Origin of the sequence: Legionella rowbothamii, from assembly GCF_900639985.1 — a bacterium.
Lineage (GTDB): Bacteria > Pseudomonadota > Gammaproteobacteria > Legionellales > Legionellaceae > Legionella > Legionella rowbothamii.
In genome coordinates this window covers 1,032,386-1,056,619 of record NZ_CAAAIM010000001.1, presented here as the reverse complement: position 1 = coordinate 1,056,619, position 24,234 = coordinate 1,032,386, and the positions used below count along the sequence as shown (strand labels likewise).

The following is a 24,234-nucleotide window of genomic DNA, read 5'->3' as shown; positions in this document are numbered from 1 at the left end:
ATTATTCATCCTTACTCACTTTAGATATGGGGCGTCGTACTAAAATATCGAAATAAAAATTAAATAATTGGAACAATGGGCTGTGAAAAATTCTCAGGAAGCGAATAGAAAAGCCTGGAGTAATATGAAATTTGTTTTTCTTGATGCCCTGAACAATGCAGTCTGCAATTGTATCCGCTGGCCAGGGCTGTACTGTTCCGGTAATCCTTTGGGTTTCAATAGGCTTTGTTTTTTCTTCTTGAATTAATTGAGGGGTGTTGGTATCAGGTGGATAGACAATAGAAACATTAATGCCGTATTTTTTAAACTCAGGCCTTAATGCTTCAGCAAGACCGCGAATAGCAAACTTTGAAGGGCCATAGGCACTATAACCCCAAATTCCTATCAATCCTGCTCCAGATGAAATTAAAACAATATGTCCCGATTTTTGTTTTTTCATATACGGGAATACGGCTTTAATTGCATATAAAGAGCCTAAATAATTTATAGAGATGTTTTTTTCAAATAGTTCTGAACTGAGGTTGTTAAAATAATCACAGTGCGCGACACCAGCCGAGGTGATTAATAAATCTGGGTAACCCTGTGTTGAAACAGCCTCTTCAATCGCATGATGAATTTCAGCCTCTTTAGAAACATCAGCACTAAAAGTAAGTATTGGGGGGGCATTGGAACAGTGAGCAATAATTTCTTGTTTCGCTTGGCATAATTTACGCTCATCCCGTGCAATAATGCTCAGAGAATATCCTTGGTGAGCGAGTTTAATCGCGAGGGCTTTACCAATACCACTTGACCCGCCCGTTATAATCGCATGCTTGTTCGTGCTCATAGTTTTATATCTCTCCAGGATGCTCATTCGCCCAAAAGCTTATTTAAATAGCCATTTGAGAACATACCTTGGGGGTCGACTTGCTTACGAATGTCTTTAAACTTCGTTAAGCAAGGATATAAATTTTGGATTTCTTTATGGGATAACCAATGCATTTTTCCCCAATGAGGCCTGCCTTGATTTTCTATAAAAATCTTTTCAGCTTCTCTAAAAATGGGTTCATAAATATCTTTGGTATAGGCGTGGACAGCAATCCAAACTGTTTTACGCTGATAGTTAGGGCTAAGATAAATATCATCTTCAGCGACACTGCGTACTTCAATTGGAAAAGAAACATGAACATCATGCTGATTCAACAATTGGCGAATCTGCTGAATAGTAGTTACTGCTTGCTCTATGGGTATAGAATATTCTATTTCTCGATGGTTAACTAAGCGCGTGGTCGCGTAGCATTCAGTGCTAGGGGCCGTATTTTTTAAATTAGAATTTAGATTTTTAAGTATATAATTAGCGTGTTTTCTATAAAAATCAGGAAAATTACGTGATAATTCGCACAATAACCACAACGCGCCATTTTCCAAGACATAATCGTTAAATAGTTTTTTAAATTTTTTTGCTTCTGTTTCCTCAGAAACTATATTATGTTTTTTTTCAAAAACAAAATTGGTGTAAGGAAACCAAAAAAACTCATAATTTCTATTATTTGAAAATGACGCAATTAAATTGACAAGTGCTTTATCAAAATCAATAAGATTACGTTCTTGTTGCATGTAATATTTAGGTAATACTTTGATTTTTACCTTATTAATTATTCCTAAAGTTCCTAGAGATACTTGGGCTGCTTTAAAGAGTTCAGGTTGTTGGGTAGGAGAACATTCTACTACCCTGCCATCTGCGGTAATTAGTTGAATCCAGGTTATTTGGGTGGATGCAATGCCAAAAGATAAACCCGTACCATGTGAGCCTGTCGCAATTAAACCGGCAATAGTTTGTTGATTAATATCACCAAGATTGTATAGGGATAAATTATTAGCAAATAACTCGCTTTCCAGATCCGCAATTTTAGTTCCCCCTTTTACGGTAACTGTCATTTCGTCGTAATTAATCTCTTCGATGCCGTGATAGTTATCTAAGGAAATAATGGCATCATTACTGCAAATTAATGGAGTATAAGAATAGCGTGATCCCATAGGCCTTAATTTTTTGCCTTCTTTGGCACAGTGTTGTAATATCTGACAAATATCTTCTTCTGAACAGGGAGCGTATATTTTATTTGGCAAGCATTCAAAAGTTTTTCCCCAATTTCTAATCGTATTATGATGGTTCATACTATTCTCTCAATTGCTCTAGTTGTTTCTGTACTAATTGAACAAGATCTAAAGCAAAGCGATAACAATCGCCTGGCCAGCGTCCTGATAAATAATTGTCGTCCCGCACAGTAAATTGGCTGCATAAAAATTTATGGGTGAATTGCATAGGAAATACTTTTGCTTTACCTGTAAAAAATTGATTTGGGCTTTTTAATAGCTTTTGAATTTCCTCTTGGGCTGTTACCGGATAAATTCGATAATAATCATTAAAAAAATGACGTGTTAGATACCAACCGGATAACTCCATCCAACGGGTGACTGCTGTTGTTTCTCTATTAAAAAGAACCGATTTTTGAGTTTTAGGATCGATGCTTCGAGCAACAGTAAGCACTCCAGTACATAAAGCAGCAATAACTTTATTTTGGTCAAAACATTCAACTATTTTTTGGTGTAAAATAGTCGACTCCAACATGGATTTTATTCCTTCACCATGGCCACCGGGAAAAACCATCCCCAAAATTGAATTAGTATTGATTTCCTGGTAAGAAAGAGGATTTTGGAACTCTTTTGTTTGACTCATATGGTGATAGTGTTGTAGTACACTCTTTCGGGTCATAAGGAAGGGAGACAATAAACCAAGCCCTTGAGAGGTCATTCGCTCATCTGCGTATGCTTGTTGCCCATCTGGGGTGGCAAAAGCAACTGGAATATTGGCTTTTGATAAAAAATACCAAGGGATCGCTGTTTCCGTGGGATCAAATCCTCGGATAGGCAAATTAATTACAATCATGACTGCTCAAAAATATATTCAATAGATTTAATTATAGGCCACTATTGCCATTCACGGAGGATGCACTTATTGCAAGCCACAATATTGTCCTTATTTGGCTCATTTTGAGCATCCATTGATCTTTCTTAGTGTTTGAAAATAAATAATATTATGCTTTTTTTGGCACTTTCATTTCTGTTAACTATACTCAATTTAAAGTTGTGGTGATAAAGGAGTATCGTTCCATGAGACAAAAGGGTTCTATTACAAAAGCTGTATTTCCAGTAGCGGGGTTTGGTACACGTTTTCTCCCTATCACTAAAACAATTCCAAAAGAAATGTTGCCTGTTATTGATACCCCATTAATTCAATATGCTGTTCAAGAAGCCATTGATGCAGGTATTAATGAGCTTATCTTTGTGACCAGTCAAAATAAAGTCGATATTGAGGATTATTTTGATAAAAATACCGATTTGGAAAATAAATTAAGTCAGGATGGAAAGTCCCAATTGCTTTCATTGATCCACCATATTTTGCCTCCAGACGTAACCAATGTATATCTAAGACAAGTCGATTTATTAGGACTGGGGCATGCAATTTTGTGTGCTAAAAAACTAATTGGTAATGAACCCTTTGCTGTGATTCTGCCTGATGATTTGATGGAAGAGCCTAATAGTTCCTGTTTAAAAAATATGATTTCGTTATATGAATCGAATGAGGATATCTCATGCGTTTTAGCAACAAAAGAGGTTGAGCCAAGCATGCGACATCATTATGGAATAGTTGCTTTGCGCAGCAATGATCCTGATGAAACCCAGGTGGAGGCGTTGATTGAAAAGCCTAAGGCTAATGAAATTGATTCGAATTTAGCAATATTGGGTCGCTATATTCTTTCTCCAGAAATTTTTAGTGTATTAGAAAGAAATACCATAACGAAGAATAATGAATTGCAACTTACTGATGCAATTCATGGCTTACTTTCGCGAGAAAATGTCCATATCTATCGCTTTAATGGCTCGCATTTTGATTGTGGTTCGAAGATAGGTTATATCAAAGCAAATGTCACCTATGCGTTGAAACGTGCTGAATTGGAACAACCATTCAAAGAGTTTATAAAGCAAGTGGCTCAAGATTTAGAGTAGTTGTTTCACTGTTTTAAAGTGTATGGTTGTTTGCATGTTGTATATTTAGTTTCCAACGAATACGTCCGAATTACCGCGGTTAAGCCGCGGTAACTCAATCTTTACTCCCCTTATTTATAAAACCACCGTTAGTCGAGCATCCGCAGTTTCCAATTTCTCCAACAAATCTCGAGTACGTGTACTGACATATCCAGCCTTGGAAAGCCCAAATACTGTATGCCCAGATAGTGCCGCTGGATAGTCATTTTTGACCTTTTCCACAGCCTTAGTCACACTCATTGTATACGAGTTAGTTATCAGAGCATTGAGTGCATCCATTTTCGTCTGCTTTAAAGTTTTATTAGGGTAGGGCCAGCAACTATGAATCTCTTTAAACAAACTACTGATTGCATCATTTACCTCATTTAGTTGCTCAGGGCTTAATGATGAGTTTTGAGCGGATTTATCGTTATTTGAGGAGGCCTCTTCCACAACCGGAGGAAACATGCCAATGGACCCTGAAGACGATTTTCTTTGGGGGGGAATTGGCTCTACTACTGGAGTGTCAACTGATGAAGAGGGTACAGGTTTTTGTTCCGAGGAGGGCTGAGCATTAGTCACCGGCACTGGTGAAGGAAGCACTGGTTCCTCATGCGTCTCAAGCATCTCCTTCGCGTCCTGTTCCACAGGTGAAACATCTGTATTGACGGGCACTGGAGTCGGGGTTTTCTCCAGGTGGTCTGCTTTTTCTGTACTGGTAGTTGGTATGGTATTGGCCGGAGAGCTCTCATTTTTTTGGGTAATTTCCGCAAGCTGTCCTAGGTTACGCTCTATAATATTCGTAAAGGCCCCTGGGTTAATACCATAGCTGTTTAATGGGGCAGTTGAGATGGTACCAATATAGGCTTGTAATGTTTTGCCAGGATTAGTTCCTATTGTAAGAGTAGTGGATTGCCAGTGCTCCCCCACATCGCTAAGCCCATAGACTACATTACTGCTGGAGGGGTTATAAATGGCGCATGATTTCCCTGCAGTGTTCATTAAATAGTCTGCAACAGCAATAATATCTTTAGTCGTACGCGCGACGTTAGCTGGATTGTTTGCGGTTTTTAATGCGCTATCAAAAGCACTTTTATGGTTAGCCGCATTATAAATAATATTTAAGGTTGGATATTCTTGAGCAACAGCCATGAGCGCACTAAAGTGCATTTCAGGGCTACCGCCATGATTGGTTAACCCTGCTGCAGGCATAACGATATACTCCCGCTGCTCAGAAACTGCGGCATTGAAGAGATTGCGATACATGCTGGTAATAAATTTTAATTGTTCGTCTTTCTCTTTTAACGCGTTGCTATGATCTCTATTGAGATTAAGCTTAGGGCTAGAAAGGAGAAGAAAAGCCGGGGCTTTTGAATGAATACTGGCGCTGGGGCGAACAGTTGTATGCGCTCTTCCATGGTTACTTACACAGGTTGTTACAAGTAAGTCTATCTCTTGCGCATGGCAGACGGCAACCGCAAGATTTTCCCAATTCACTTTGTTATTTTCTTTAGGTAATTTTTTTTGCTCTGTTAATTTTTCCGTTAGCGCTTTTCGGTAGTGACCAGGAGGAAAAATGCTAGTATCCACATAAATTTTAGCGCTGCTGAAAAGACGGTCTAGGCGTTTTCCGCTAAGGGTTAGTGTACTTTCTGGAGTGTTTGGGGTAAAACTACGTACATTTATTTTAGAATTGCCGGTTGTTTTTATATCTTTTTTAGCAGTAAGTAAGACATGTTTATCATCATAAGTTTCAGGACCACCCAGAGCTGCAATAACTTGTTGGGAGGGTTTTGATGCAAAAGGAATTCTATATGTATGGCTGTTGCCTATGGTTTTATGTGATTTTGAAAAGCTACCAATGTCTTCATTCTCATTAATCGTTTTAACTAAATCCTTTAAGCTTGTCATAAACACATCTCCTTAGGTTGTGGGGCAGAAGTATCGTCATATCCACTTCTACATTAACGTCATCCAGGTCGAAGTGAGGGATTTCCGGAATAGGGGAGACAACATAGATTGGTATCATGCTACGCTCAGAATATTCTTTGTCGTAATCTCCTTAGGCTCACCACTATTAACTTAAGGATTATATTTACGCCGTGTTGGTTAGCCAATGGCCCCAAAAGACATCGAGCCACATCATAACTTCATGTTGGGCCATCGCCCCCTCAATTATTGCAAAATTTCCTTAACTTAATAACTGTGACTCTTTGGATGACGTGCTTATTAGCAAGATTTAGAATATCGCAAGGTGTTGGGCTACGCAATTACCCCTGTTCGTTAAATTCTTTAAGGGTTTTAAGAAAATCACTACCATAATGAGCTAATTTATGTTGTCCCACCCCAGGTACAGCGAGTAGCTGCTCTGTATTTTGTGGTTTAGCTTCAGCCATGGCTTGCAAGGTTGCGTCGCTAAAGATCATAAATGGTGGTTTATTTTCTTCATCGGCAAGCTTTCGTCTTAAGATACGTAATACTTCAAATAAAGGACTGTTGCTGGATTGAAATGGCAGGCGTTCTTTCTTTTTCTTTTTAGTGCCTTGCAGATCATTATTAGGAATTGTTAATGAAATTTTCTCTTCACCTTTGAGTAGGGGAATTGCTTTTTGCGTTAAACGCAGTACATTAAAGTGGCCAATGTCCTGAAAACAATAATCCTTATGAATAAGTTGCCATGCTAATTGCTTCCAATAATGGGCAGATTTATCTTTGCCAATACCGAAGGTACTTAATTGCTCATGACCAAATTGCTTGATTTTCTCCGAACTGCTACCACGTAAGACTTCAATGGTATAAGTAAGTCCATAGTTTTGACGTAGTCGGTAAACGCATGATAAAAACTTTTGCGCATCCTCTGTGGCATCGGCGGTGGTGGGCGGGCTATCGCACACATCGCAGTATTTGCATTCGTTATCCCAAGGCTCATCAAAATACCGTAATAAGATTTGTCGACGGCAATGAGATGCCTCAGCAAAGGCAAGCATGTGATTCAATTTATTGCTTTCTACACGGCGTTGTTCTTCACCTGGGGAACTCATGATCCAGGAGCGTAAGCGGGCACTGTCTGCGGCATCATATAGGAGTAAGGCCTTGGCCGGTAAGCCATCACGTCCCGCTCGCCCAGTTTCTTGATAATAGCCTTCGATATTTTTAGGTAAATCATGGTGAATGACAAAGCGCACATTCGGTTTATCAATGCCCATACCAAAAGCAATGGTTGCAACAACCAGATCAATGCGATCATAGCGGAACAAATTTTGTACCTCTTTGCGCTCTTTATGCGATAGTCCGGCGTGATAAGCCCGGGCTTTGAATCCTAAGTCTTGTAGCTTTTCAGCCACGTTTTCCACGCTATTTCGAGTACCACAATAGATAATACCTGATTGTTGTTCTACCGATTCTAAAAACTGGCTTAATTGTTTTATCACACTGGTTTTGGGAACAACTTTGTAGTGGATGTTTGGGCGATTAAATGAGGCTATGTATTTTTTAGGTGCATAATTTAATTTAACCACAATATCCTGACGAGTTTGTTTATCCGCAGTTGCGGTTAAAGCAATCACCGGAATTTCAGGAAAATAGCTTTTTAATAATCCTAAAGAGGCGTATTCAGGGCGAAAATCATGCCCCCATTGTGAAATACAATGCGCTTCATCAATGGCAAATAAGGAAATGTGACATTCTTGCAAGCGTTCAATAAAGGCTGAGCTGATGATTCGTTCAGGGGCAATATATAACAAATCGAGTTCATCATTATGTAACTGTGCCAAAACTTGCTTTGCTTCTTCGCTGCTTAGTGACGAATTATAGTAGGCCGCGCGAATACCTTGCAATTTAAGCGCAGTTACTTGATCTTCCATTAAAGAAATAAGAGGGGACACTACAATACCAACGCCGGGCCGGACCAAAGAAGGAATTTGATAGCAAAGCGATTTTCCGCCACCCGTAGGCATGAGTACGAGTACGTCATGTCCAGCAATAACATCATTAATAATATCTTCTTGTGGCGTTCTGAAGGAGTCAAAACCAAAGTATTCTTTGAGTACTGCCAGTGCTTCTTTATTGGCTGTCTTGGTTGGCGCTAGTGTTTCCATATCTTTATTCTTGTTTTACCGGCCCTTGAGGCCTGCAATCATATCATCATGGCTTGGAAATAAAAGCATTATCTTTGATGTAAAAGCGTAATAATTTTTCTGCCCATTCTTGGGCGTAGTGCACCCCGATTCGTGGTTTTTCGACAATAGTAAAGGGCTCTTGATTTTCGAGGCAGGCAATATAAAAATTATCACTCGTGAGATCATGAGCATTGAGTTGCTTATCAATGGCCATGGCTTTAGAGAGTAAGCCTGGGCCTTGGGTACGTTCGTGAATATTTTGTATTGGCTCTAAGGCGCGTAAGAGCACCCCTGAACCAATACCTTCCGTTTCAGTAACTACATTAGTGCAATAATACATCCCATAAATAAGGTAGATATAGGCATGGCCTGCAGGACCATAGAGCACTTTAGTTCTTGGCGTCAGTCCTTTCGACGAATGCGCGGCAAGATCATGTTGGCCTATATATGCTTCAACTTCGACAATTTTTCCGATGCGTTCCTCATGAATTAGGTATTTACCTAAAAGTTCTTTGGCGACCGTGACCGTGTCACGCTCATAAAACAGATGAGGTAATTTGTTCATGTTCAAGCCTTGATGAGAATATTTAGTAATCATATGTTTCATTAAGCATATGCTATTCTCTAAGGGTGTTGGTAATGAAAAAGCATTAAAGCGATTTTGTTTTGACTCATAATATGTCTAATGCTAACGAACTATCATTTTATACGCGAACAATTGGGTGATCGGGCGGGGTATTTTGAGTGGGATATTAAGCGATTGAGTGAAACATATGAGAATAACATACTAGGTTTACGATGAACTATGATACTTTTAATGAGTTACGTGCTGCAATTCATCATTTGGCAGCAGAACAGGTCGAGTTATCACAAATGTTAGATGATGTGATGCAAGATTTCGTTACACATAATCCCGGCTTAAACCCTCGTTAAGCTAATAATTATGATTTTTCAAAGAAAATTTTTACAATATAACTCTTTTCCGACTATAAAAAATTGGAAATAATATAGAGTTTCTATACCCTAGGTATAAGTCTAAAAAAAGTTGAGCTTTATAATCTTCAATGCATCGAAATTTAGAGATTTTTCAGTGCATGAGCCATTGATTTTAGGAGTTAACAGCTTTTTTTAAGATAAAAACTTAAATATAATAAAATTTCTAAGGATGGTTTATGGACTTTAATTTCACAGAGGAACATCTCGAAATTCAAGAGATGGCTGCAGATTTTGCTCGTGACAAATTGGCCCCTATGGCGGAACATTGGGACGAGCACAGCGAATTTCCAATTGAAATTTTACGTGAAGCAGCTGCATTAGGAATGGCCGGTATGATGGCCCGTGAAGATATTGGCGGCTCTCAATTAACCCGACTCGACTCGGCCTTGTTATTTGAACAGCTGGCAACCGGTTGCATCAGTACGAGCGCTTATCTTTCTATTCATAATATGGTTACTAATCTTGTCGATCGCTATGCTGGAAAAGAGCTAAGGGCTAAGTGGGGACCTAAATTAACCTCAATGGAAGTACTCTCCAGTTATTGTTTGACTGAGCCTGAATCAGGTTCAGATGCTGCCTCCTTAAAAACCAAAGCAATTAAAGATGGGGACCATTATGTACTCAATGGTTCAAAAGCATTTATTTCCGGTGGTTCCGTAAGCGATGTATATTTATGTATGGTGCGTACTGGCGATGAAAGCCATCATGGAATCACCTGTTTATTAATCGAAAAAGGTACCCCAGGTTTAAGTTTTGGTAAGTTAGAGAAAAAAATGGGCTGGCATAGTCAGCCTACCTCTATGGTCTTCTTTGAAAATTGCCGTGTTCCGGTGAGTAACCAAGTAGGTGATGAGGGGATGGGGTTTAAAATTGCTTTAAATGCCTTAAATGGTGGACGCATTAACATTGCTTCCTGTTCTTTAGGGGGGGCACTTGCTTGTTTGCGTTTATCCCAGCAATATATGCATGAGCGTAAACAATTTGGTAAAAAGTTAAATGAAATGCAGGCCTTGCGTTTTTATTTTGCCGATATGCTCACTGATTATGAAGCGGCTCGTTTAATGGTTTACCGCGCTGCGGCTGCGATGGATAAAGGTGATCCACAGGCCCCAATGTATTGTGCTATGGCGAAGCGTATGGCCACTGATATTGCTTTTAATATTAGCGACAAAGCGATGCAATTGCATGGTGGTTACGGCTATTTACGCGATTATCAAATCGAACGTATTTTTAGGGATTTAAGAGTTCATCAAATTCTTGAGGGAACGAATGAAATTATGCGTGAAATTATCGCAAAGGCAAGTTTGGACGATGGCTTTGTTTTGCGTTAATCAATAGAATTAAACAGGAGTAATACAATGAATGTAGTTGAACAAGAATTAGATAGTCAGGGAATTTTGCTGTTAACATTAAACAGACCCGATAAGCTGAACGCTTTAAGTGCTGAAGTACTGAATGAATTAGCGGCTATCTTTCATGCAGCTAAAGAAAATCCCCAAGTAAAAGCGTTGATGATTACTGGTAATGGCAAAGCTTTTTGTGCTGGAGCGGATATTAATCGTTTGGCAGAATGCACCGCGCAAACTGGTTATGATTTTGCTTGTTATGGGCAGGAAGTATTTCGTTTATTAGAAACCATGGGCAAACCTTCTTTAGCTGCGGTTAATGGCTTTGCTTTTGGCGGGGGGTGCGAATTAGCGATTTCGGCAACTTTAAGAATCGCATCAACCATGGCGCAATTTGGTCAGCCTGAAGTAAAATTAGGGGTTATTCCTGGCTATGGGGGCACTCAGCGCTTGGCGCGTTTAATTGGTAAAGGGCGTGCTTTAGATTTATGTTTAACGGGACGCTTTATTAAAGCAGAAACTGCATTGAATTGGGGATTGGTAAGTGAGGTTGTTGAACCTGAAGCCTTAATCGAGCAGGGTAAAAAACTATTGCAAGGCATTTTAAGCATGGCGCCACTGGCAATTGCTGGGGTAATGGAGGTTATTGATCATGGTTATGATTTATCACTGACTGATGCCCTACATTTAGAAGCGATTCATTTTGCCAAAACATGTGCTTCAGAGGATAAGCAAGAAGGAGTTTCCGCGTTTCTTAGTAAACGATCTGCCCAATTTAAAGGAAGATAAATCATGACTGAAGACGTGCTTTTTACACAGGAAGGTCAGTTAGGATTAATCACATTAAATCGTCCAGGCGCTTTGAATGCGCTAACTTTAACCATGATTATTGCCATGCAAAGGCAATTAAGTTTATGGAAAGAGGATGAAAGTATTCGTGCTGTGGTGGTACAAGCAGCACCGGGGAATGCTTTTTGTGCCGGAGGAGACATCCGTGCACTTTATTTTTCTGGCCGATTAAATGATTCAGAGCAAATGCAGTTTTTCTGGCATGAATATCGTTTAAATCATTTTATTCATCATTTTGGCAAACCCTATATTTCTTTAATTGATGGCATGGTTATGGGTGGGGGGGTTGGTATTTCATTGCATGGAAGTCATCCTATCGCCTGCGATCGTTTTGTTTTTGCGATGCCAGAAACCAGTATTGGCTTTTTTCCCGATATTGGGGCAAGTTATTTATTAACTCGTTGCCCTGGTCATTTAGGGACTTATTTGGGATTAACCGGTAACCGGCTCGGTCCTCATGATGCATTGAAAGCTGGTTTGGTGAAGAAGGTAATGTCTTCAGAACTTATTCCGGTACTACTCAAGGCTTTACAGCAAGCGGATTTATCAGCAGATGCATCTAAAGGTGTTGATCAATGTTTGCATGAATATGCTTCATTAGCCTCCGATTCTGAGCCTAGCCAAATAAAACCGGCGATTAATGTCTGTTTTGCTCATCCACGTGTGGAAATGATTAAAGCCTCATTACAGGATCAGGAAGGTGTGTGGCCTGTTAGTATCGAGAATGCCTTATCACAAAAATCCCCACTGAGCCTTAAGGTTACTTTAGAGCAATTGAATCGCGCTAAAGGATTAACGTTGGCTGAGTGTTTGCAAATGGATTACACTCTAGTCAGTCATTTCATGCATGGCAAGGATTTTTACGAAGGCGTACGCGCTTTATTGATTGATAAAGACAAGAAACCCCATTGGAATCCTGAAAACTTGGATATGGTAAGTGAGAGTATGGTGACAAATTATTTTGAACGCCGACATACAGGATTGGAGTGGGTGAGTTAAGCACATCATCTGTGATGTAGGCTGGGCTGTAAAGCCCAGCTTTCGGGATTAGCGGAACTGTGTTTGCTGGGCTTACAGCCCAGTCTATGCGCTACTCTACAACTGTGAACGGTCCTACTTCAGCCAATCACTAAGAATATCGACAATTTTTTGCGCTTGGTCCGCACTAGAAATATTAAACTTAGACTTTTGCCAATACTGATTATTACGTTTTTGATAACGGCGAATGGAGTATTTCACTGGTCCAAAATCGTTTTTGCTATTATCCCAATCCTGGTATTTAAATATAATAGTAGTCCAGGCTCCTTTGCTTAATACCTGTTTACCTAGTTCTTTAGTTACTTCTGTACCGTTTTCGCTAAAGGCAATGGTAATATCATCAACTGTTTCCGTCATTCAAGTGGTACCTTATGTTATTTAGTTGATGGATTGTAGTTTGCCATTAACAAAAGTCAAGGTTACCGTTGGTTGATATTGACCTGGTTGATAAATCCATACTTTAGGTTTTTCTGCAGTGGGCACTACTTCATTAATGTAGGTATTATTGGTTAATGAAGGGCTACCGCAGGAATAATAAACTTTTTCCACTGGATCACCAACTTGAATACTATTACCACCACAAATAGAAATAGAATTACTATCTGAACTATTTAACTTAATACTTCGTACTTTTTGATCGACGATATCAACTTCCAGCTGAGCGCCACCATTACCTGTGGGGATGTTCCATACGCCGTAAAATGCAGTATCGGCACCTTTGTTATTATAAATAAGCTGTTGTACCGGGATCTTCCTTAAAACAGGCTGATTTGAATCTTGTTGGCTGATGGGTTGACCACAGGCGGCGATAACCTGGTCTGGAGACATGCCAATGCTAATGTAGGCATGGTTCTCCGGGCAATAGAACTGGTCATCAGCAAATAGACTAAAGGGTAAAATAGCTAATGCTAAACCAGTGTAATGCGACAATTTCATAATTTCATCCTTGTAGCCCTTGTCTACAAATAAGTATAGTTCGTTTTAGAGTATTCTCCAGGGAAGGTTCGCATTAATGAATAATGTAATAACTTTCAAAATCATAAGCATGATAAAGGGGGAGAAGTCAAAACCTGAAATATCAGGAATAATTTTGCGTCCTAATTTCAGTAATGGGTCGGTTAATGTTCGCAAAAAAGACTCAATTGGACCATTCCAGGCAGGATTAACAAAGCTCATAATCACGCGAATCAAGATTGCGAAGAAGAGAAGATCGCAGGGCTGAATAATTAAGTCAGCAATAACATAAATTATAAAATAGCCTATAGGCATTAGAGCATGAAATGCGATCATGCTCAGGATAAAAATCTTGAGTATTTCAACCAGCACGAGCACAATGATTGCTGCTGTGTCGTATTTTTGCCCAGGCTTGGGAGTTAATTTCAGTAAACGTTGTACGGGGATTACGAGGTGATCCGTGATGGTATGGATCAATTGGCTTAGTGGGTTAATCGTACTGACACGGAAGTAGCGAAGTGCCATACGTAACCAGATACTGAAAATAAGTACTGAAAAAGCTAAAGAAACAACAAATAATCCTACAGCGGTTAAACCTGACATATTTACCCCTAATCCTATTACTTTTGTTGATATACACCAGCTAGTATATACCTAAATGGGAGAATGCAGGATAATAAAATTCTATTTTCTTTAGATAGAGTTACGGTTTCAACCATTCCCTTTTTCACGCTCACCAAAAATAGCTCGTCCAATACGAACAATAGTAGCCCCCGCCTTAATTGCTGGAACCAAATCATCGCTCATTCCCATCGATAACGTATCCATCTCTAAACCTAATTGCTGGTTCAGGGATTTTAAGAGTCGGCTCATTTGCATAAATAGTTCATATTGCTTTTGTGAATCATGCTCTGGGGGAGGGATGGTCATTAAGCCTTTAAGTTTGAGATGCGGCAATTGACTCACTGCTAAAGCCAGTTCAGTTATTTCTTCGGGACTTATTCCTGATTTGGTTTCTTCCGGGATTAAGTTAACTTGCAAGCACACGTTTAATGGTGGCAAATATGAGGGACGATGCTCACTGAGTAGCTGCGCTATTTTTAGTCTATTTATACTATGTACCCAATTAAAATCACGAGCAATATTTTTGGCTTTATTACTCTGAATTGGGCCAATAAAGTGCCAGCGTATAGGCAAGTCTTTAAGCGTACTAATTTTTTCTTGAGCTTCTTGAAAATAGTTCTCGCCAAAATCGCATACTCCAAGCTTAAATAATTGGGCAATCGATTCCGCACTTTGCTGCTTACTGACCGCAAGCAATAATACCTCGTTAGCATTTCGGCCATTTTCTAACTCTGCCTGTTTAATAAGATGCTGTATTTGATTTAAATTATATTGAAGATTCATCATGTATGTACTGTTTTTTAAAACGCTAACAATAGCAAAAGATAGAGCGTTTGCCGAGTAGATCCTTCTATGCTAACCTGCTGTTCGTAGCTAATACTCGCAGTAATTTGGAAGCATTAACTTATGGATATAACAGAATTGTTGACTTGGGCAGTGAACAACCACGCTTCAGATTTACATTTGTCTTCTGGCATGGAACCTCGGATTCGTGTTGATGGCGAATTACGCAAAATGAACTTACCGGTTTTAGAGCATCTCGATTTATTCGCCATGATTCATGAACTCTTGAGCACACAACAAAAAGAAGAGTTGGCAAAGCATTTGCAGCTGGATTTTTCCTTTGAGATTGCAGCACTTGGCCGTTTCCGAGTAAATGTGTTTCATCATCTGCGGGGTATTGGGGCTGTTTTTCGGCTAATTCCTACAATGATTCCAAGTTTTTGTGATTTGAATTTGCCACCTGTTTTTAATGAACTAATCAATTACTCTCATGGATTGGTATTAGTAACAGGGCCAACGGGTTCAGGAAAGAGTACAACCTTAGCGGCTATGATTGATGGCATTAACCTCTCACGCCATGGGCATATTCTTACTATCGAAGATCCAATTGAGTTTGTGCATCCTAGTAATAAATGTTTAGTGAATCAACGGGAAGTGCATAACAATGTCCCTAGTTTCCAAGCCGCACTACGTTCTGCTTTACGTGAGGATCCCGATGTCTTGCTGGTGGGGGAGCTGCGCGATTTAGAAACAATTCGTTTGGCTATGAGTGCTGCAGAAACGGGGCATTTGGTGTTGGGGACTTTACATACAAATTCTGCGGTTCATGCAGTTAACCGTATTATTGATGTATTCCCTGGAGAGGAAAAAACTATGGCACGCTCTATTTTAGCGGAATCATTAAGAGCGGTTATCGCTCAAAGATTAGTGAGGCGAAAGGAAGGGAGGGGACGTATTGCTGCTTTAGAAATTATGATTTGTACTGGTGCGATACGTAATTTGATTCGTGAAGATAAAGTAGCGCAGATGGTTTCTTTTTTGCAAACGGGGCAGGCAATAGGAATGCAGACTCTGGATCAGCATTTACTAAAATTGGTGATGAATGAAAGTATATCTAAAGATATTGCACTTGAAGTTGCAGTGGATAAGGCATTGTTTTAATGAATCCCCTACCAAATAATAAAGAGAATTACCGCGGTGTGCCCGCGGTATCCATAAGTACGGAATGAGAAGCCAGATGAATCTGGATGCCGGGGGTACGCCGCAGTAATTCAGTCTTCTCTAAGGCTCTCGGCCCTAACAGTGAGTTTTGGTGTGGCTCAATATCTTGTTGGGCCATGGGCCCACCCTAGATATCGAAAGCAGCAATGTTCACGTTTAAGCGTTTTTTTGTAACTCAATTAGCTGAGGAATTCCGATTTCAGCCAAAGCAAGCATGCTGTTTAACTCATCGCGATTGAAGTTTTTATCTTCTGCAGTTCCTTGTACTTCAATAAAATGCCCTGCTTCAGTCATTACAACATTCATGTCAGTTTCAGCAAGTACATCTTCTGCATAATCTAAATCAAGAACAGGTTGCCCTCTATAGATACCTACAGAAACTGCGGCAATATAATTAAATGTAGGCATTCTACGGATTTTTTCACGCTCAACCATCCAAGTAACAGCATCTCTCATTGCAACACAGGCACCCGTAATGGCGGCAGTACGTGTTCCACCATCTGCCTGAATTACATCACAATCCAGAGTAATCGTATTTTCACCTAAGAATTTTAAATCCACACAAGCTCTTAATGAACGACCAATAAGGCGCTGGATTTCCATAGTTCGTCCACCTTGTTTCCCTTTTGCAGCTTCGCGCTCTGTACGGCTGTGGGTGGCTCGAGGAAGCATGCCGTATTCTGCAGTTACCCAACCTTGGTTTTTACCTTTAATAAAACGAGGTACACCATCAATCACTGAGGCGGTACATAGAACCTTAGTATCTCCAAACTCAACAAGCACCGAACCTTCTGCATGTTTTGTAAAGTTGCGGGTTAATTTTATAGGACGAAGTTGATTGGCTTCACGATTACTGGGGCGCATGAGATAATCCTCGCAAAAAAGAGTAATTATACCGCTTAACGCGGAGAGTTGCACCCATCATGTAACAATCTAGCTAAATCCAGTCTTGAGATCCATATTTCCATCTAAAGAATGTTCTGTAAATTTTATGCGTTTTGCCTCTGGAGTATCGTTTGAAAACAGTGATTTCCTTTTTAACGGGGAATCCTTCATAGTAGGACGACGAGCTGTTATTAAGCTTTTAAATTGAGCGTTTATTTTATTTAATGAATCTAAATAGTGCGGCTCCTGGCTTTGTGCGCTAAGAAACTGCATTCCGTTGGTATATCGATTATTCCACTCATCTAATTCTAAAGCATGCGGCGCTGAGTAAAGTGTGCTGATGTATTCATTCGTGAATTCCACTAAGCCATGAGCAGCAGCAATTACCTGCTGTGCTTGCTTGTTTTCACAATCTTTTTCAAAGGCTGTTACGGTTTGGTACAGTGAATTAATTCTCTGAGCATGTCTGAACAGCGTGACAATTTGGTCTTTCCCATCGATGAAGGCTATATCCTGAGGACAGAGCATAATCGTATCATTTACAATTAGTTTTTGTTTTACTAGGAAGTTAAAGCGTTTATTAGCTAACGCATCCTTTGGTTTAAAATCTTTGATGGGCCAAGGTAGGGATACACTTACATTAGCGCCAAATTTTATTAACTCAACAACGGCTTCCACATTCCCATTAATGACAGCCAGTAGGAGAGGAGTGAATCCGTTTTTAGCTCGCACATTAAGATCGGCGTTATTTTGGGCAAGACGCGTAAGTACCTTAGTATATCTATCACTTATAGCGTAATGTATTGGAGTCCAGCCATTAGGTTGATTAACCACATTTAGATTCGCTTTATGTTTTGCAAGTACATCGATAACGTCATCATATCCATCCATCGCAGCTATCATAACAGGAGTAATTCCGTCCTTGTCTGTAAACTCAATATTTGCTCCATATCTAGCTGTCTCCTCAACAATTTGGGCATCGCCTTGTTGTGAGGCTAGATAACAGAGATTAACTTGCTCTGTACGCCGAGCTAGATTACTGGTTACTGGATGTTTTGTCCTGAGTTTGGAAAGTTCTTCTGTTAATTGATTTATGAACGGATCTTTTTTTACTGTAATTACTCTTGAGGCAAAGGCAACATAAGGGCTTTCATGTTCCTTGAAGCTTTCAACAATATTTCTGGCCAGTTTTGGAGTGCTCTCTTTTGAGAAAGATTCTGGTGGATATTCATTAATATCCATATAGCGCCATTCTCCTCTTCCCGTGGTATAGATTAGTGCGCTTGTATGCGTATGACTGGATAACAGAATACCAATTTTTTTTCCATGGAGTGGACAGTGCTTTTCTAGGGCTTGCCCTAAATCATCTAAATAAAGTGCAATTTCTTGTTCGTTATAGATTAAAGGATGAGAATAAACTTTAGTAAGTCCACCTAACTGTTCTATCGTATCAGATGAACCCAGCGTAGATGCTTTATCAATATCCTCCTGAAGTATAGGGAGGCTACTATTAAATAAGCTTCTCTGTTCAAAGGGGGCTTGAAAAATGTATAGGTGATCCATAAAGGCCTGGATTTCAAGTAAATATTTATCTTCTTTAGTTAAGTTTTCTCCTCGTTTTGCTTTGACTGCCTCAATGGCTGTTTTTAGATATTTGCCGTAGGCGGCGATTTTGAGGAGGCGCTTATGAAATTTGGGTTCTTCGTCTAAGAATGAAGCCTCTAACCAGCGAAGTGAGGTTCCATGGCAACAGCCCTGATCATCAACGGAATAGCCAAGAGATACGTAGGCACTAATAAGGGCTTCATGTGTATTCATTTATTTGGTGATTTGGTGGTCAATGTGTATGGTCAGTATAAGGTGTGAGGTAGTCTTATTCAAATCACCAATGGTACAAGCTAATTTTAGATCCTATTAAGATAAAATTTTCAATAAATCTTTTAGAAATTCATCAAAAGAATCAGATATATGGGTGATTTCTTGACTAGCCTCGCTCCATAAATATACTTTCGCTTGCTCTTGCTCCCATTTTAAGAAATAAATTGAGTGAGTCTCGTTTTCTGCAAACGGAAGAGTTTCTAATCCTAAGTGTTCGCTACATTTATTAATGGTAAACCAAATATTCAAGGGATTCTTTTTATCCTTACCCACTATATAGAAATGATTCATATCATATTGCTTCAGGCTAGCACCATTATAATTTCTAAAGATTTCTTTCAGATTAAAAGGGAGGGGATGATCAAAATAATTTTCTAATTCGATTATTTGCGCTTTATTGGCCGGTACTGCACTGTGTTCTAGTTTTAATTCATTTAGGTTAAAAGATAGGTCATTCATAGCAAGTTTTATTTTAGAGTTTATTTGTTCGCTATTGTGCATAAAAATTGAAAACAATCAATTCTGTTGTAGAACGACGGAATTTTTGCTGCGGTTGACAGCCTAGCAAACACATTATAATGCTCGCTTAAGTTGATTATGATCAGTTCTGTCCAATTTTCTGAAATTGAGGTATAGTCGCGCGACGTATCTTCAATGGTATTTTTATGATTCAAAGTATGACTGCCTTTGCTCGGGCACAAAAACAGATCAATGCCGGAACTCTTTGTTGGGAGATTCGCTCAGTAAATCATCGGTATCTAGATATTTCATTTCGTTTGCCAGAACCATTTCGTTTTATTGAACCTCACTTGCGCAATGCGCTACGTGATAAAATAAGTCGTGGTAAATTAGAGTGTCAGCTGAAGTATCAGGATGTGGGTTCTGATAGTCAGACTATGCTTGTAAATACAGCAATGGTAAATGCCTTGGTGGATTTAAGCCATCAATTGTCTGCTTCCCATCACTTAGCAAATGATTTTGGGGTAAGTCGTATTCTTGCTTGGCCTGGGGTCGTGCAGGTAAGTGCTCCGGATGTTGAAGAACTCGGTCAGCAAGCAATTTCTCTATTCGAAGATGCCATCGAACAGCTCAAACAAGTTCGTGCTACTGAAGGAAAAGCGTTACAGTCCCATGTGCTTGGTCGTTTGCGGGATATAGGTAACGAAGTAACCCGTTCACGAGAGCTTGTGGCAAATCAAGCAGGACAAATTAAAGATAAATTGTTTTCTCGTTTGCAGGCCGTGCAGATTGAAGTTCCGGAGAATAGGGTAGAACAGGAAATCGCGTTAATTCTTACCCGGTTGGATGTAAGTGAAGAATTAGATCGTTTACAAACTCATATTAATGAAGTGAGTCGAACTATAAATTGCGATAAAATAGCTGGAAGACGCCTTGATTTCTTAATGCAAGAGTTGAATCGAGAGGCGAACACCTTAAGTTCTAAGTCAGATTCTGTGGAATTGACTCAGAGCGCAGTGGAAATGAAAGTACTAATTGAACAAATGCGAGAGCAAATTCAAAACATTGAGTGAGTCTTATTGTGGGTAATTATTTGGGTAATTTATTTATTGTTGCTGCACCTTCAGGAGGGGGCAAAACGAGTTTAGTGAGAAATTTAATTGAGACTTTGGAACAAATAGAGGTTTCTATTTCACATACAACTCGTGGGATGCGGCCAGGAGAGGCTCATGGAGTAGATTATTTTTTTGTTGATGAAGGCCAATTTACTGCTATGATCAATGCAGGTTCATTTATTGAACATGCGCAAGTTTTTAGCCATTTGTATGGTACTTCCAAGACACAAATTTGTGAGCGTTTGGCACGTGGCATTGATGTGGTTTTAGATATTGATTGGCAAGGCGCGGCCCAAATTAAGAAAAACTTTCCTGAAGCAGTAAGTATCTTTATCATTCCACCATCAATTGAGGTCTTGAAGGAGCGTTTAACCAATAGAGGTCAAGATAATGATGAAATAATTCGTGGTCGAATGAAAAAAGCCCAAGATGAACTGAGTCATTATTCGGAGTTTGATTACCTTATTGTTAATGATACCTTTGAACATGCTGCCGCGGATTTACGTACAATTGTGTTGGCTAATCGGCTGCGTATCGAGCGCCAGGTAAATAAACAAGCAAAATTACTTTCATTCCTGATGTCATCGCAGTAAAATAAGAAGTTTTGGTTACCGGAGGATGCAATTATGGCACGAGTTACAGTTGAAGATTGTTTAGAGCATGTAGCAAACCGTTTTGAATTAGTTATGGTGGCTACAAAACGTGCACGACAAATTGCTGTGCGCGGTGATCAGCCTATGGTTGAATGGGAAAATGATAAGCCAACAGTTGTTGCTTTACGTGAAATTGCTGAAGGACTGGTCACAGCAGATATTTTAGACAAAGAATAAGATTGGGGTTTTGTCATTCTCGCCCAGGCGGGGATGACGAAATGTCAGTTCATACTCGTATTAACGCCGCTTAATACGGGGAAATCGTGCTACAGAGTTCATATTAGTGTTTTGTCTAGTAGGGCTGCTCGTACACAAGGTTCTGTTATTTTTTTGAATTAAATAAAAAACTACCTTCATTGCGCCCGCAATGACGAAATTTACATACAGCGTGAACGGTTACAATACGGGTATGTGTTTTTAAGCAATTTTAAATGGTCTATTGTGCAGGTGCACCATTTTTTATGGTTTGGACTATTATTTTAGTATAGGTTCAATTTTTTTGCTTGGATGTGAGGGGTTGTTTCCATTATCTTAGCCAAAATGAGGTATGACCATGTTGGACATCAGGGAGTGCTGCGTGAGCTATTTTAAAGAGCTTGACGAAGAGCTGAAGTGCTATCTTGAGCAAGCTCAAATAGAAAAATGTTACCAAGCTTATTTGGTTGCTGAAAAGGCACACCATGGTCAAATGCGTCGTTCAGGAGAGCCTTATATTACTCATCCTGTTGCCGCAGCTTTGATTTTGGCCCGAATGCGGCTCGATTATCAAACCATTATGGCGACATTGCTCCATGATGTAGTTGAAGATACCACCGTAAGCAAAGAAGATTTAACCCGCCAATTTGGTGAAGACATCACCGCCCTAGTCGATGGGGTTACCAAACTTACCAAAATCAAATTTGAATCCAAAGCAGAAGCCCAGGCTGAAAACTTCCGCAAAATGGTTTTGGCTATGGTCAAAGATATTCGCGTAATTATCGTAAAATTAGCGGACCGACTGCATAATATGCGCACATTAGGTTCGATGCCTGCAGCAAAACGACGACGTATTGCTATTGAAACCTTAGAAATTTATGCTCCAATTGCCAACCGTTTAGGGATGCACTCCATCTACGTTGGCCTTGAGGACCTGGGATTTCAAGCCTTATATCCCATGCGTTATCGAGCAATTAAATCCGCCGTAGAAAAATCACGCGGTAATCGACGAGAATTAACCCAGACTATTGAGCGTGATTTACAACAGGCTCTTGCGCAATTAAATATTCCCTATGAGCAAGTATTTGGTAGACAGAAGCACTTATACAGTATCTATCGAAAAATGCGGCAAAAAAAGGCCTCCTTTACAGAAATTACCGATGTATTTGCATTCCGGGTTATTACTGAAGATATTGACTCCTGTTATCGTATTTTAGGTGCTTTGCATTGCACTTATAAACCTGTTCCTCAGCGTTTTAAAGATTATATAGGTATTCCTAAAGCGAATGGTTATCAATCTTTGCATACCACCTTATTTGGTCCCTTTGGGGTTCCACTGGAGGTGCAAATCCGTACACGAGATATGGATAAAGTTGCAGATAATGGGGTTGCAGCACATTGGATTTATAAATCTTCAGGATTAGAAGTAAATGAGGCGCAGTTGCGTGCTCGCGAATGGGTACAAAGTTTATTAGAAATGCAGCGTAGTACTGGGAACTCTCTGGAATTCATTGAAAACGTTAAAATCGATTTATTCCCTGATGAGGTTTATGTATTTACTCCCAAAGGCCATATTATGGAGTTGCCCAAGGGGGCAACCCCGGTTGATTTTGCTTATGCAGTACATTCAGGAGTAGGGAATAGTTGTGTGGCCGCAAAGGTGAATCGGCGTTTAGTACCACTGAGCATCCCTTTATCGAATGGACAAACCGTAGAAATCATTACTTCCTCCAGTGCTCATCCTAATCCGGCATGGTTAAATTTTGTGGTTACTGGCAAAGCACGTTCGAATATTCGCCATTTCTTGAAAAGCCAACAAAATGAAGAATCCATTGTTTTAGGAAAACGATTGTTAGAACAATCTTTAGCAGAGTTATCCAGTGATTATGCGAAAGTACCACCGGAGACACTGCAAGCCCTATTAAGTGATTTACACTATAAAACAATAGATGACTTACTCTATTCGATTGGTATTGGTAACCAAATGGCGATGGTGATTGCGAAACGATTGGTGGTCAGTCAGGATCTTCATGAGTTGGACAAAGCAGGCAAAGTTCGCCCCTTTGCTATTAAAGGTACTGAAGGAATGGTGGTACATTTTGGTGAATGTTGCCAGCCAATTCCTGGCGATAACATCATCGGGGTCTTCCAACAAGGTAGAGGAATCATTGTGCACAATAGCGATTGTGCTACCTTAAAAACTTCCCGTATGAACCCCGAACAATTCGTTCCTTTGCGTTGGGATGAAAAGGTTGAAGGGGAGTATTGGGTCGATATTACTGTTGATGTAGCTAATGAGCGCGGAGTATTAGCCGCCTTAGCGACTGCTATTTCCGAAGCAGGATCAAATATTGGTAATATCAATGTGGATCCGCGTGATGGGCGTCATAACGCCGTAACGTTTTCAATTAGTGTGATTGACCGGACGCACCTGGCGCGTGTAATGCGCCGATTACGCGCAAATAAAGTGGTGATGCGTCTGTACCGAAAAAAACAAGGGGATAATTAATGCAGCCTGTACATACCAAATTCGCTCCAGAAGCTATTGGAACTTATTCACAAGCAATTCAATGCGGTAACACCGTATATCTCTCAGGGCAAATACCACTAGACCCTAAAACTATGCAAATGTGTAGTGAAGATATTAGTGAACAAATCACTCAAGTTTTAGAAAATCTATCTGCAGTATGTGAAGCTGCGGGTGGTAGTTTGGCCCATATAGCGAAATTAAATGTGTATTTAACTGATTTAAGCCATTTTCCCTTGATCAATGAAGCCATGGGCCGTTATTTTGTAGAGCCTTATCCTGCTCGAGCAGCAATCGGTGTTGCAGCATTGCCTCGAGGGGCACAAGTCGAGATGGATGGGGTATTGGTATTGTCTAAGTAGGTTGGTTGGGCCGATGGCCCAACATAAAGTCCTGGTGTGGGCTCAATACCCTTGTTGGGCCATGGGCCCAACCTACAGTGTAATATGAGCCATTAATTTTATGGTATTGATTTCGTGGAAGATGGCCCACAAATCAACCCAAATGTTTCAATTTTTAGAGTTTAAA

At 39.9% G+C, this 24,234-nt stretch carries 24 protein-coding genes; 11 read left to right on the top strand and 13 right to left on the bottom strand.

The genetic code is table 11. From position 1 onward, the window contains the following. Position 1 precedes the first annotated feature (1 nt). Genes E1P08_RS04460 through E1P08_RS04450 form a run of 3 tightly spaced genes read right to left on the bottom strand, consistent with a single transcriptional unit; the run spans position 2 to position 2,926 of the window. Positions 2-826, bottom strand: a complete 825-nt coding sequence (locus tag E1P08_RS04460) for an SDR family oxidoreductase (protein ID WP_133135785.1) — start codon at positions 824-826, stop codon at positions 2-4. A gap of 23 nt (positions 827-849) precedes the next feature. Beyond that, positions 850-2,154 (bottom strand): D-arabinono-1,4-lactone oxidase, encoded by a 1,305-nt coding sequence (locus tag E1P08_RS04455; protein WP_133135784.1) that lies wholly within the window; start codon positions 2,152-2,154, stop codon positions 850-852. 1 nt (position 2,155) lies between these two features. Further along, positions 2,156-2,926 carry a type 1 glutamine amidotransferase domain-containing protein gene (locus E1P08_RS04450; RefSeq protein ID WP_133135783.1) on the bottom strand — a complete coding sequence of 257 codons (771 nt, stop codon included), beginning with the start codon at positions 2,924-2,926 and terminating at the stop codon, positions 2,156-2,158. A 224-nt stretch (positions 2,927-3,150) separates the two neighbouring features. Here E1P08_RS04450 and E1P08_RS04445 point away from each other — a divergent pair, with 224 nt between their 5' ends. Beyond that, positions 3,151-4,047 (top strand): UTP--glucose-1-phosphate uridylyltransferase, encoded by an 897-nt coding sequence (locus tag E1P08_RS04445; RefSeq protein ID WP_133135782.1) that lies wholly within the window; start codon positions 3,151-3,153, stop codon positions 4,045-4,047. 114 nt (positions 4,048-4,161) lie between these two features. On the opposite strand, the gene E1P08_RS04440 is transcribed toward E1P08_RS04445, so the two are convergent. The 3 genes from E1P08_RS04440 to E1P08_RS04430 all read right to left on the bottom strand — a co-directional run bounded on the left by E1P08_RS04440 (position 4,162) and on the right by E1P08_RS04430 (position 8,748). After that, positions 4,162-5,976: a hypothetical protein gene (locus tag E1P08_RS04440; protein ID WP_133135781.1), complete on the bottom strand. Its 1,815-nt coding sequence runs from the start codon at positions 5,974-5,976 to the stop codon at positions 4,162-4,164. A 359-nt stretch (positions 5,977-6,335) separates the two neighbouring features. Further along, entirely contained in the window at positions 6,336-8,162 is a 1,827-nt protein-coding gene (gene recQ / locus E1P08_RS04435; RefSeq protein ID WP_133135780.1) for a DNA helicase RecQ, read from the bottom strand. A 46-nt stretch (positions 8,163-8,208) separates the two neighbouring features. Beyond that, positions 8,209-8,748: a DNA-3-methyladenine glycosylase gene (locus tag E1P08_RS04430; RefSeq protein WP_133135779.1), complete on the bottom strand. Its 540-nt coding sequence runs from the start codon at positions 8,746-8,748 to the stop codon at positions 8,209-8,211. Between the two features lie 233 nt (positions 8,749-8,981). Here E1P08_RS04430 and E1P08_RS17615 point away from each other — a divergent pair, with 233 nt between their 5' ends. The 4 genes from E1P08_RS17615 (at position 8,982) to E1P08_RS04415 (ending at position 12,373) form a co-directional block, all read left to right on the top strand. After that, entirely contained in the window at positions 8,982-9,116 is a 135-nt protein-coding gene (locus tag E1P08_RS17615) for a hypothetical protein (RefSeq protein WP_278042184.1), read from the top strand. Positions 9,117-9,355: 239 nt separating this feature from the next. Then, positions 9,356-10,510 (top strand): acyl-CoA dehydrogenase family protein, encoded by a 1,155-nt coding sequence (locus E1P08_RS04425; RefSeq protein ID WP_133135778.1) that lies wholly within the window; start codon positions 9,356-9,358, stop codon positions 10,508-10,510. Between the two features lie 27 nt (positions 10,511-10,537). Next, positions 10,538-11,314, top strand: a complete 777-nt coding sequence (locus E1P08_RS04420; RefSeq protein ID WP_133135777.1) for an enoyl-CoA hydratase/isomerase family protein — start codon at positions 10,538-10,540, stop codon at positions 11,312-11,314. A gap of 3 nt (positions 11,315-11,317) precedes the next feature. Beyond that, positions 11,318-12,373, top strand: a complete 1,056-nt coding sequence (locus E1P08_RS04415; RefSeq protein WP_133135776.1) for an enoyl-CoA hydratase/isomerase family protein — start codon at positions 11,318-11,320, stop codon at positions 12,371-12,373. Between the two features lie 114 nt (positions 12,374-12,487). On the opposite strand, the gene E1P08_RS04410 is transcribed toward E1P08_RS04415, so the two are convergent. The 4 genes from E1P08_RS04410 to E1P08_RS04395 form a co-directional block, all read right to left on the bottom strand. After that, complete coding sequence (locus E1P08_RS04410; protein ID WP_133135775.1) at positions 12,488-12,769, bottom strand: hypothetical protein; 282 nt, start codon at positions 12,767-12,769, stop codon at positions 12,488-12,490. A gap of 21 nt (positions 12,770-12,790) precedes the next feature. Beyond that, positions 12,791-13,348, bottom strand: coding sequence for a DUF2845 domain-containing protein (locus E1P08_RS04405; RefSeq protein ID WP_133135774.1), 558 nt, complete (start codon positions 13,346-13,348; stop codon positions 12,791-12,793). A gap of 45 nt (positions 13,349-13,393) precedes the next feature. Beyond that, positions 13,394-13,969, bottom strand: coding sequence for a YggT family protein (locus tag E1P08_RS04400; protein WP_133135773.1), 576 nt, complete (start codon positions 13,967-13,969; stop codon positions 13,394-13,396). Positions 13,970-14,077: 108 nt separating this feature from the next. Next, the gene (locus E1P08_RS04395) at positions 14,078-14,773 is read right to left on the bottom strand and encodes a YggS family pyridoxal phosphate-dependent enzyme (protein WP_133136001.1); all 696 of its coding nucleotides are present in this window, start codon (positions 14,771-14,773) and stop codon (positions 14,078-14,080) included. 123 nt (positions 14,774-14,896) lie between these two features. Between E1P08_RS04395 and E1P08_RS04390 the strand changes: the two genes are divergently transcribed. Further along, entirely contained in the window at positions 14,897-15,934 is a 1,038-nt protein-coding gene (locus E1P08_RS04390) for a type IV pilus twitching motility protein PilT (RefSeq protein ID WP_133135772.1), read from the top strand. A gap of 216 nt (positions 15,935-16,150) precedes the next feature. Here E1P08_RS04390 and rph read toward each other — a convergent pair whose 3' ends face one another. The 3 genes from rph to E1P08_RS04375 all read right to left on the bottom strand — a co-directional run bounded on the left by rph (position 16,151) and on the right by E1P08_RS04375 (position 19,258). After that, entirely contained in the window at positions 16,151-16,858 is a 708-nt protein-coding gene (gene rph / locus E1P08_RS04385) for a ribonuclease PH (protein ID WP_133135771.1), read from the bottom strand. Positions 16,859-16,927: 69 nt separating this feature from the next. Next, on the bottom strand, positions 16,928-18,697 hold the full coding sequence (locus tag E1P08_RS04380; protein ID WP_133135770.1) for an ankyrin repeat domain-containing protein: 1,770 nt from the start codon (positions 18,695-18,697) through the stop codon (positions 16,928-16,930). Between the two features lie 96 nt (positions 18,698-18,793). Next, a complete protein-coding gene (locus tag E1P08_RS04375; RefSeq protein WP_133135769.1) occupies positions 18,794-19,258 on the bottom strand; it encodes an SMI1/KNR4 family protein in 465 nt (154 codons plus the stop codon). Positions 19,259-19,422: 164 nt separating this feature from the next. On the opposite strand from E1P08_RS04375, the gene E1P08_RS04370 reads away from it, so the two are divergent. The 5 genes from E1P08_RS04370 to E1P08_RS04350 all read left to right on the top strand — a co-directional run bounded on the left by E1P08_RS04370 (position 19,423) and on the right by E1P08_RS04350 (position 24,068). Then, positions 19,423-20,289 carry a YicC/YloC family endoribonuclease gene (locus tag E1P08_RS04370; protein ID WP_133135768.1) on the top strand — a complete coding sequence of 289 codons (867 nt, stop codon included), beginning with the start codon at positions 19,423-19,425 and terminating at the stop codon, positions 20,287-20,289. Positions 20,290-20,297: 8 nt separating this feature from the next. Continuing rightward, on the top strand, positions 20,298-20,924 hold the full coding sequence (gene gmk / locus E1P08_RS04365; protein ID WP_207387332.1) for a guanylate kinase: 627 nt from the start codon (positions 20,298-20,300) through the stop codon (positions 20,922-20,924). Between the two features lie 33 nt (positions 20,925-20,957). Beyond that, positions 20,958-21,161, top strand: a complete 204-nt coding sequence (gene rpoZ, locus E1P08_RS04360; RefSeq protein WP_058535685.1) for a DNA-directed RNA polymerase subunit omega — start codon at positions 20,958-20,960, stop codon at positions 21,159-21,161. Positions 21,162-21,561: 400 nt separating this feature from the next. Then, on the top strand, positions 21,562-23,688 hold the full coding sequence (gene spoT, locus E1P08_RS04355) for a bifunctional GTP diphosphokinase/guanosine-3',5'-bis pyrophosphate 3'-pyrophosphohydrolase (RefSeq protein ID WP_165485079.1): 2,127 nt from the start codon (positions 21,562-21,564) through the stop codon (positions 23,686-23,688). Continuing rightward, positions 23,688-24,068, top strand: a complete 381-nt coding sequence (locus E1P08_RS04350) for a RidA family protein (protein ID WP_133135766.1) — start codon at positions 23,688-23,690, stop codon at positions 24,066-24,068. Before spoT ends, E1P08_RS04350 begins: the two co-directional genes overlap by 1 nt. The last annotated feature ends 166 nt before the right edge of the window (positions 24,069-24,234 follow it).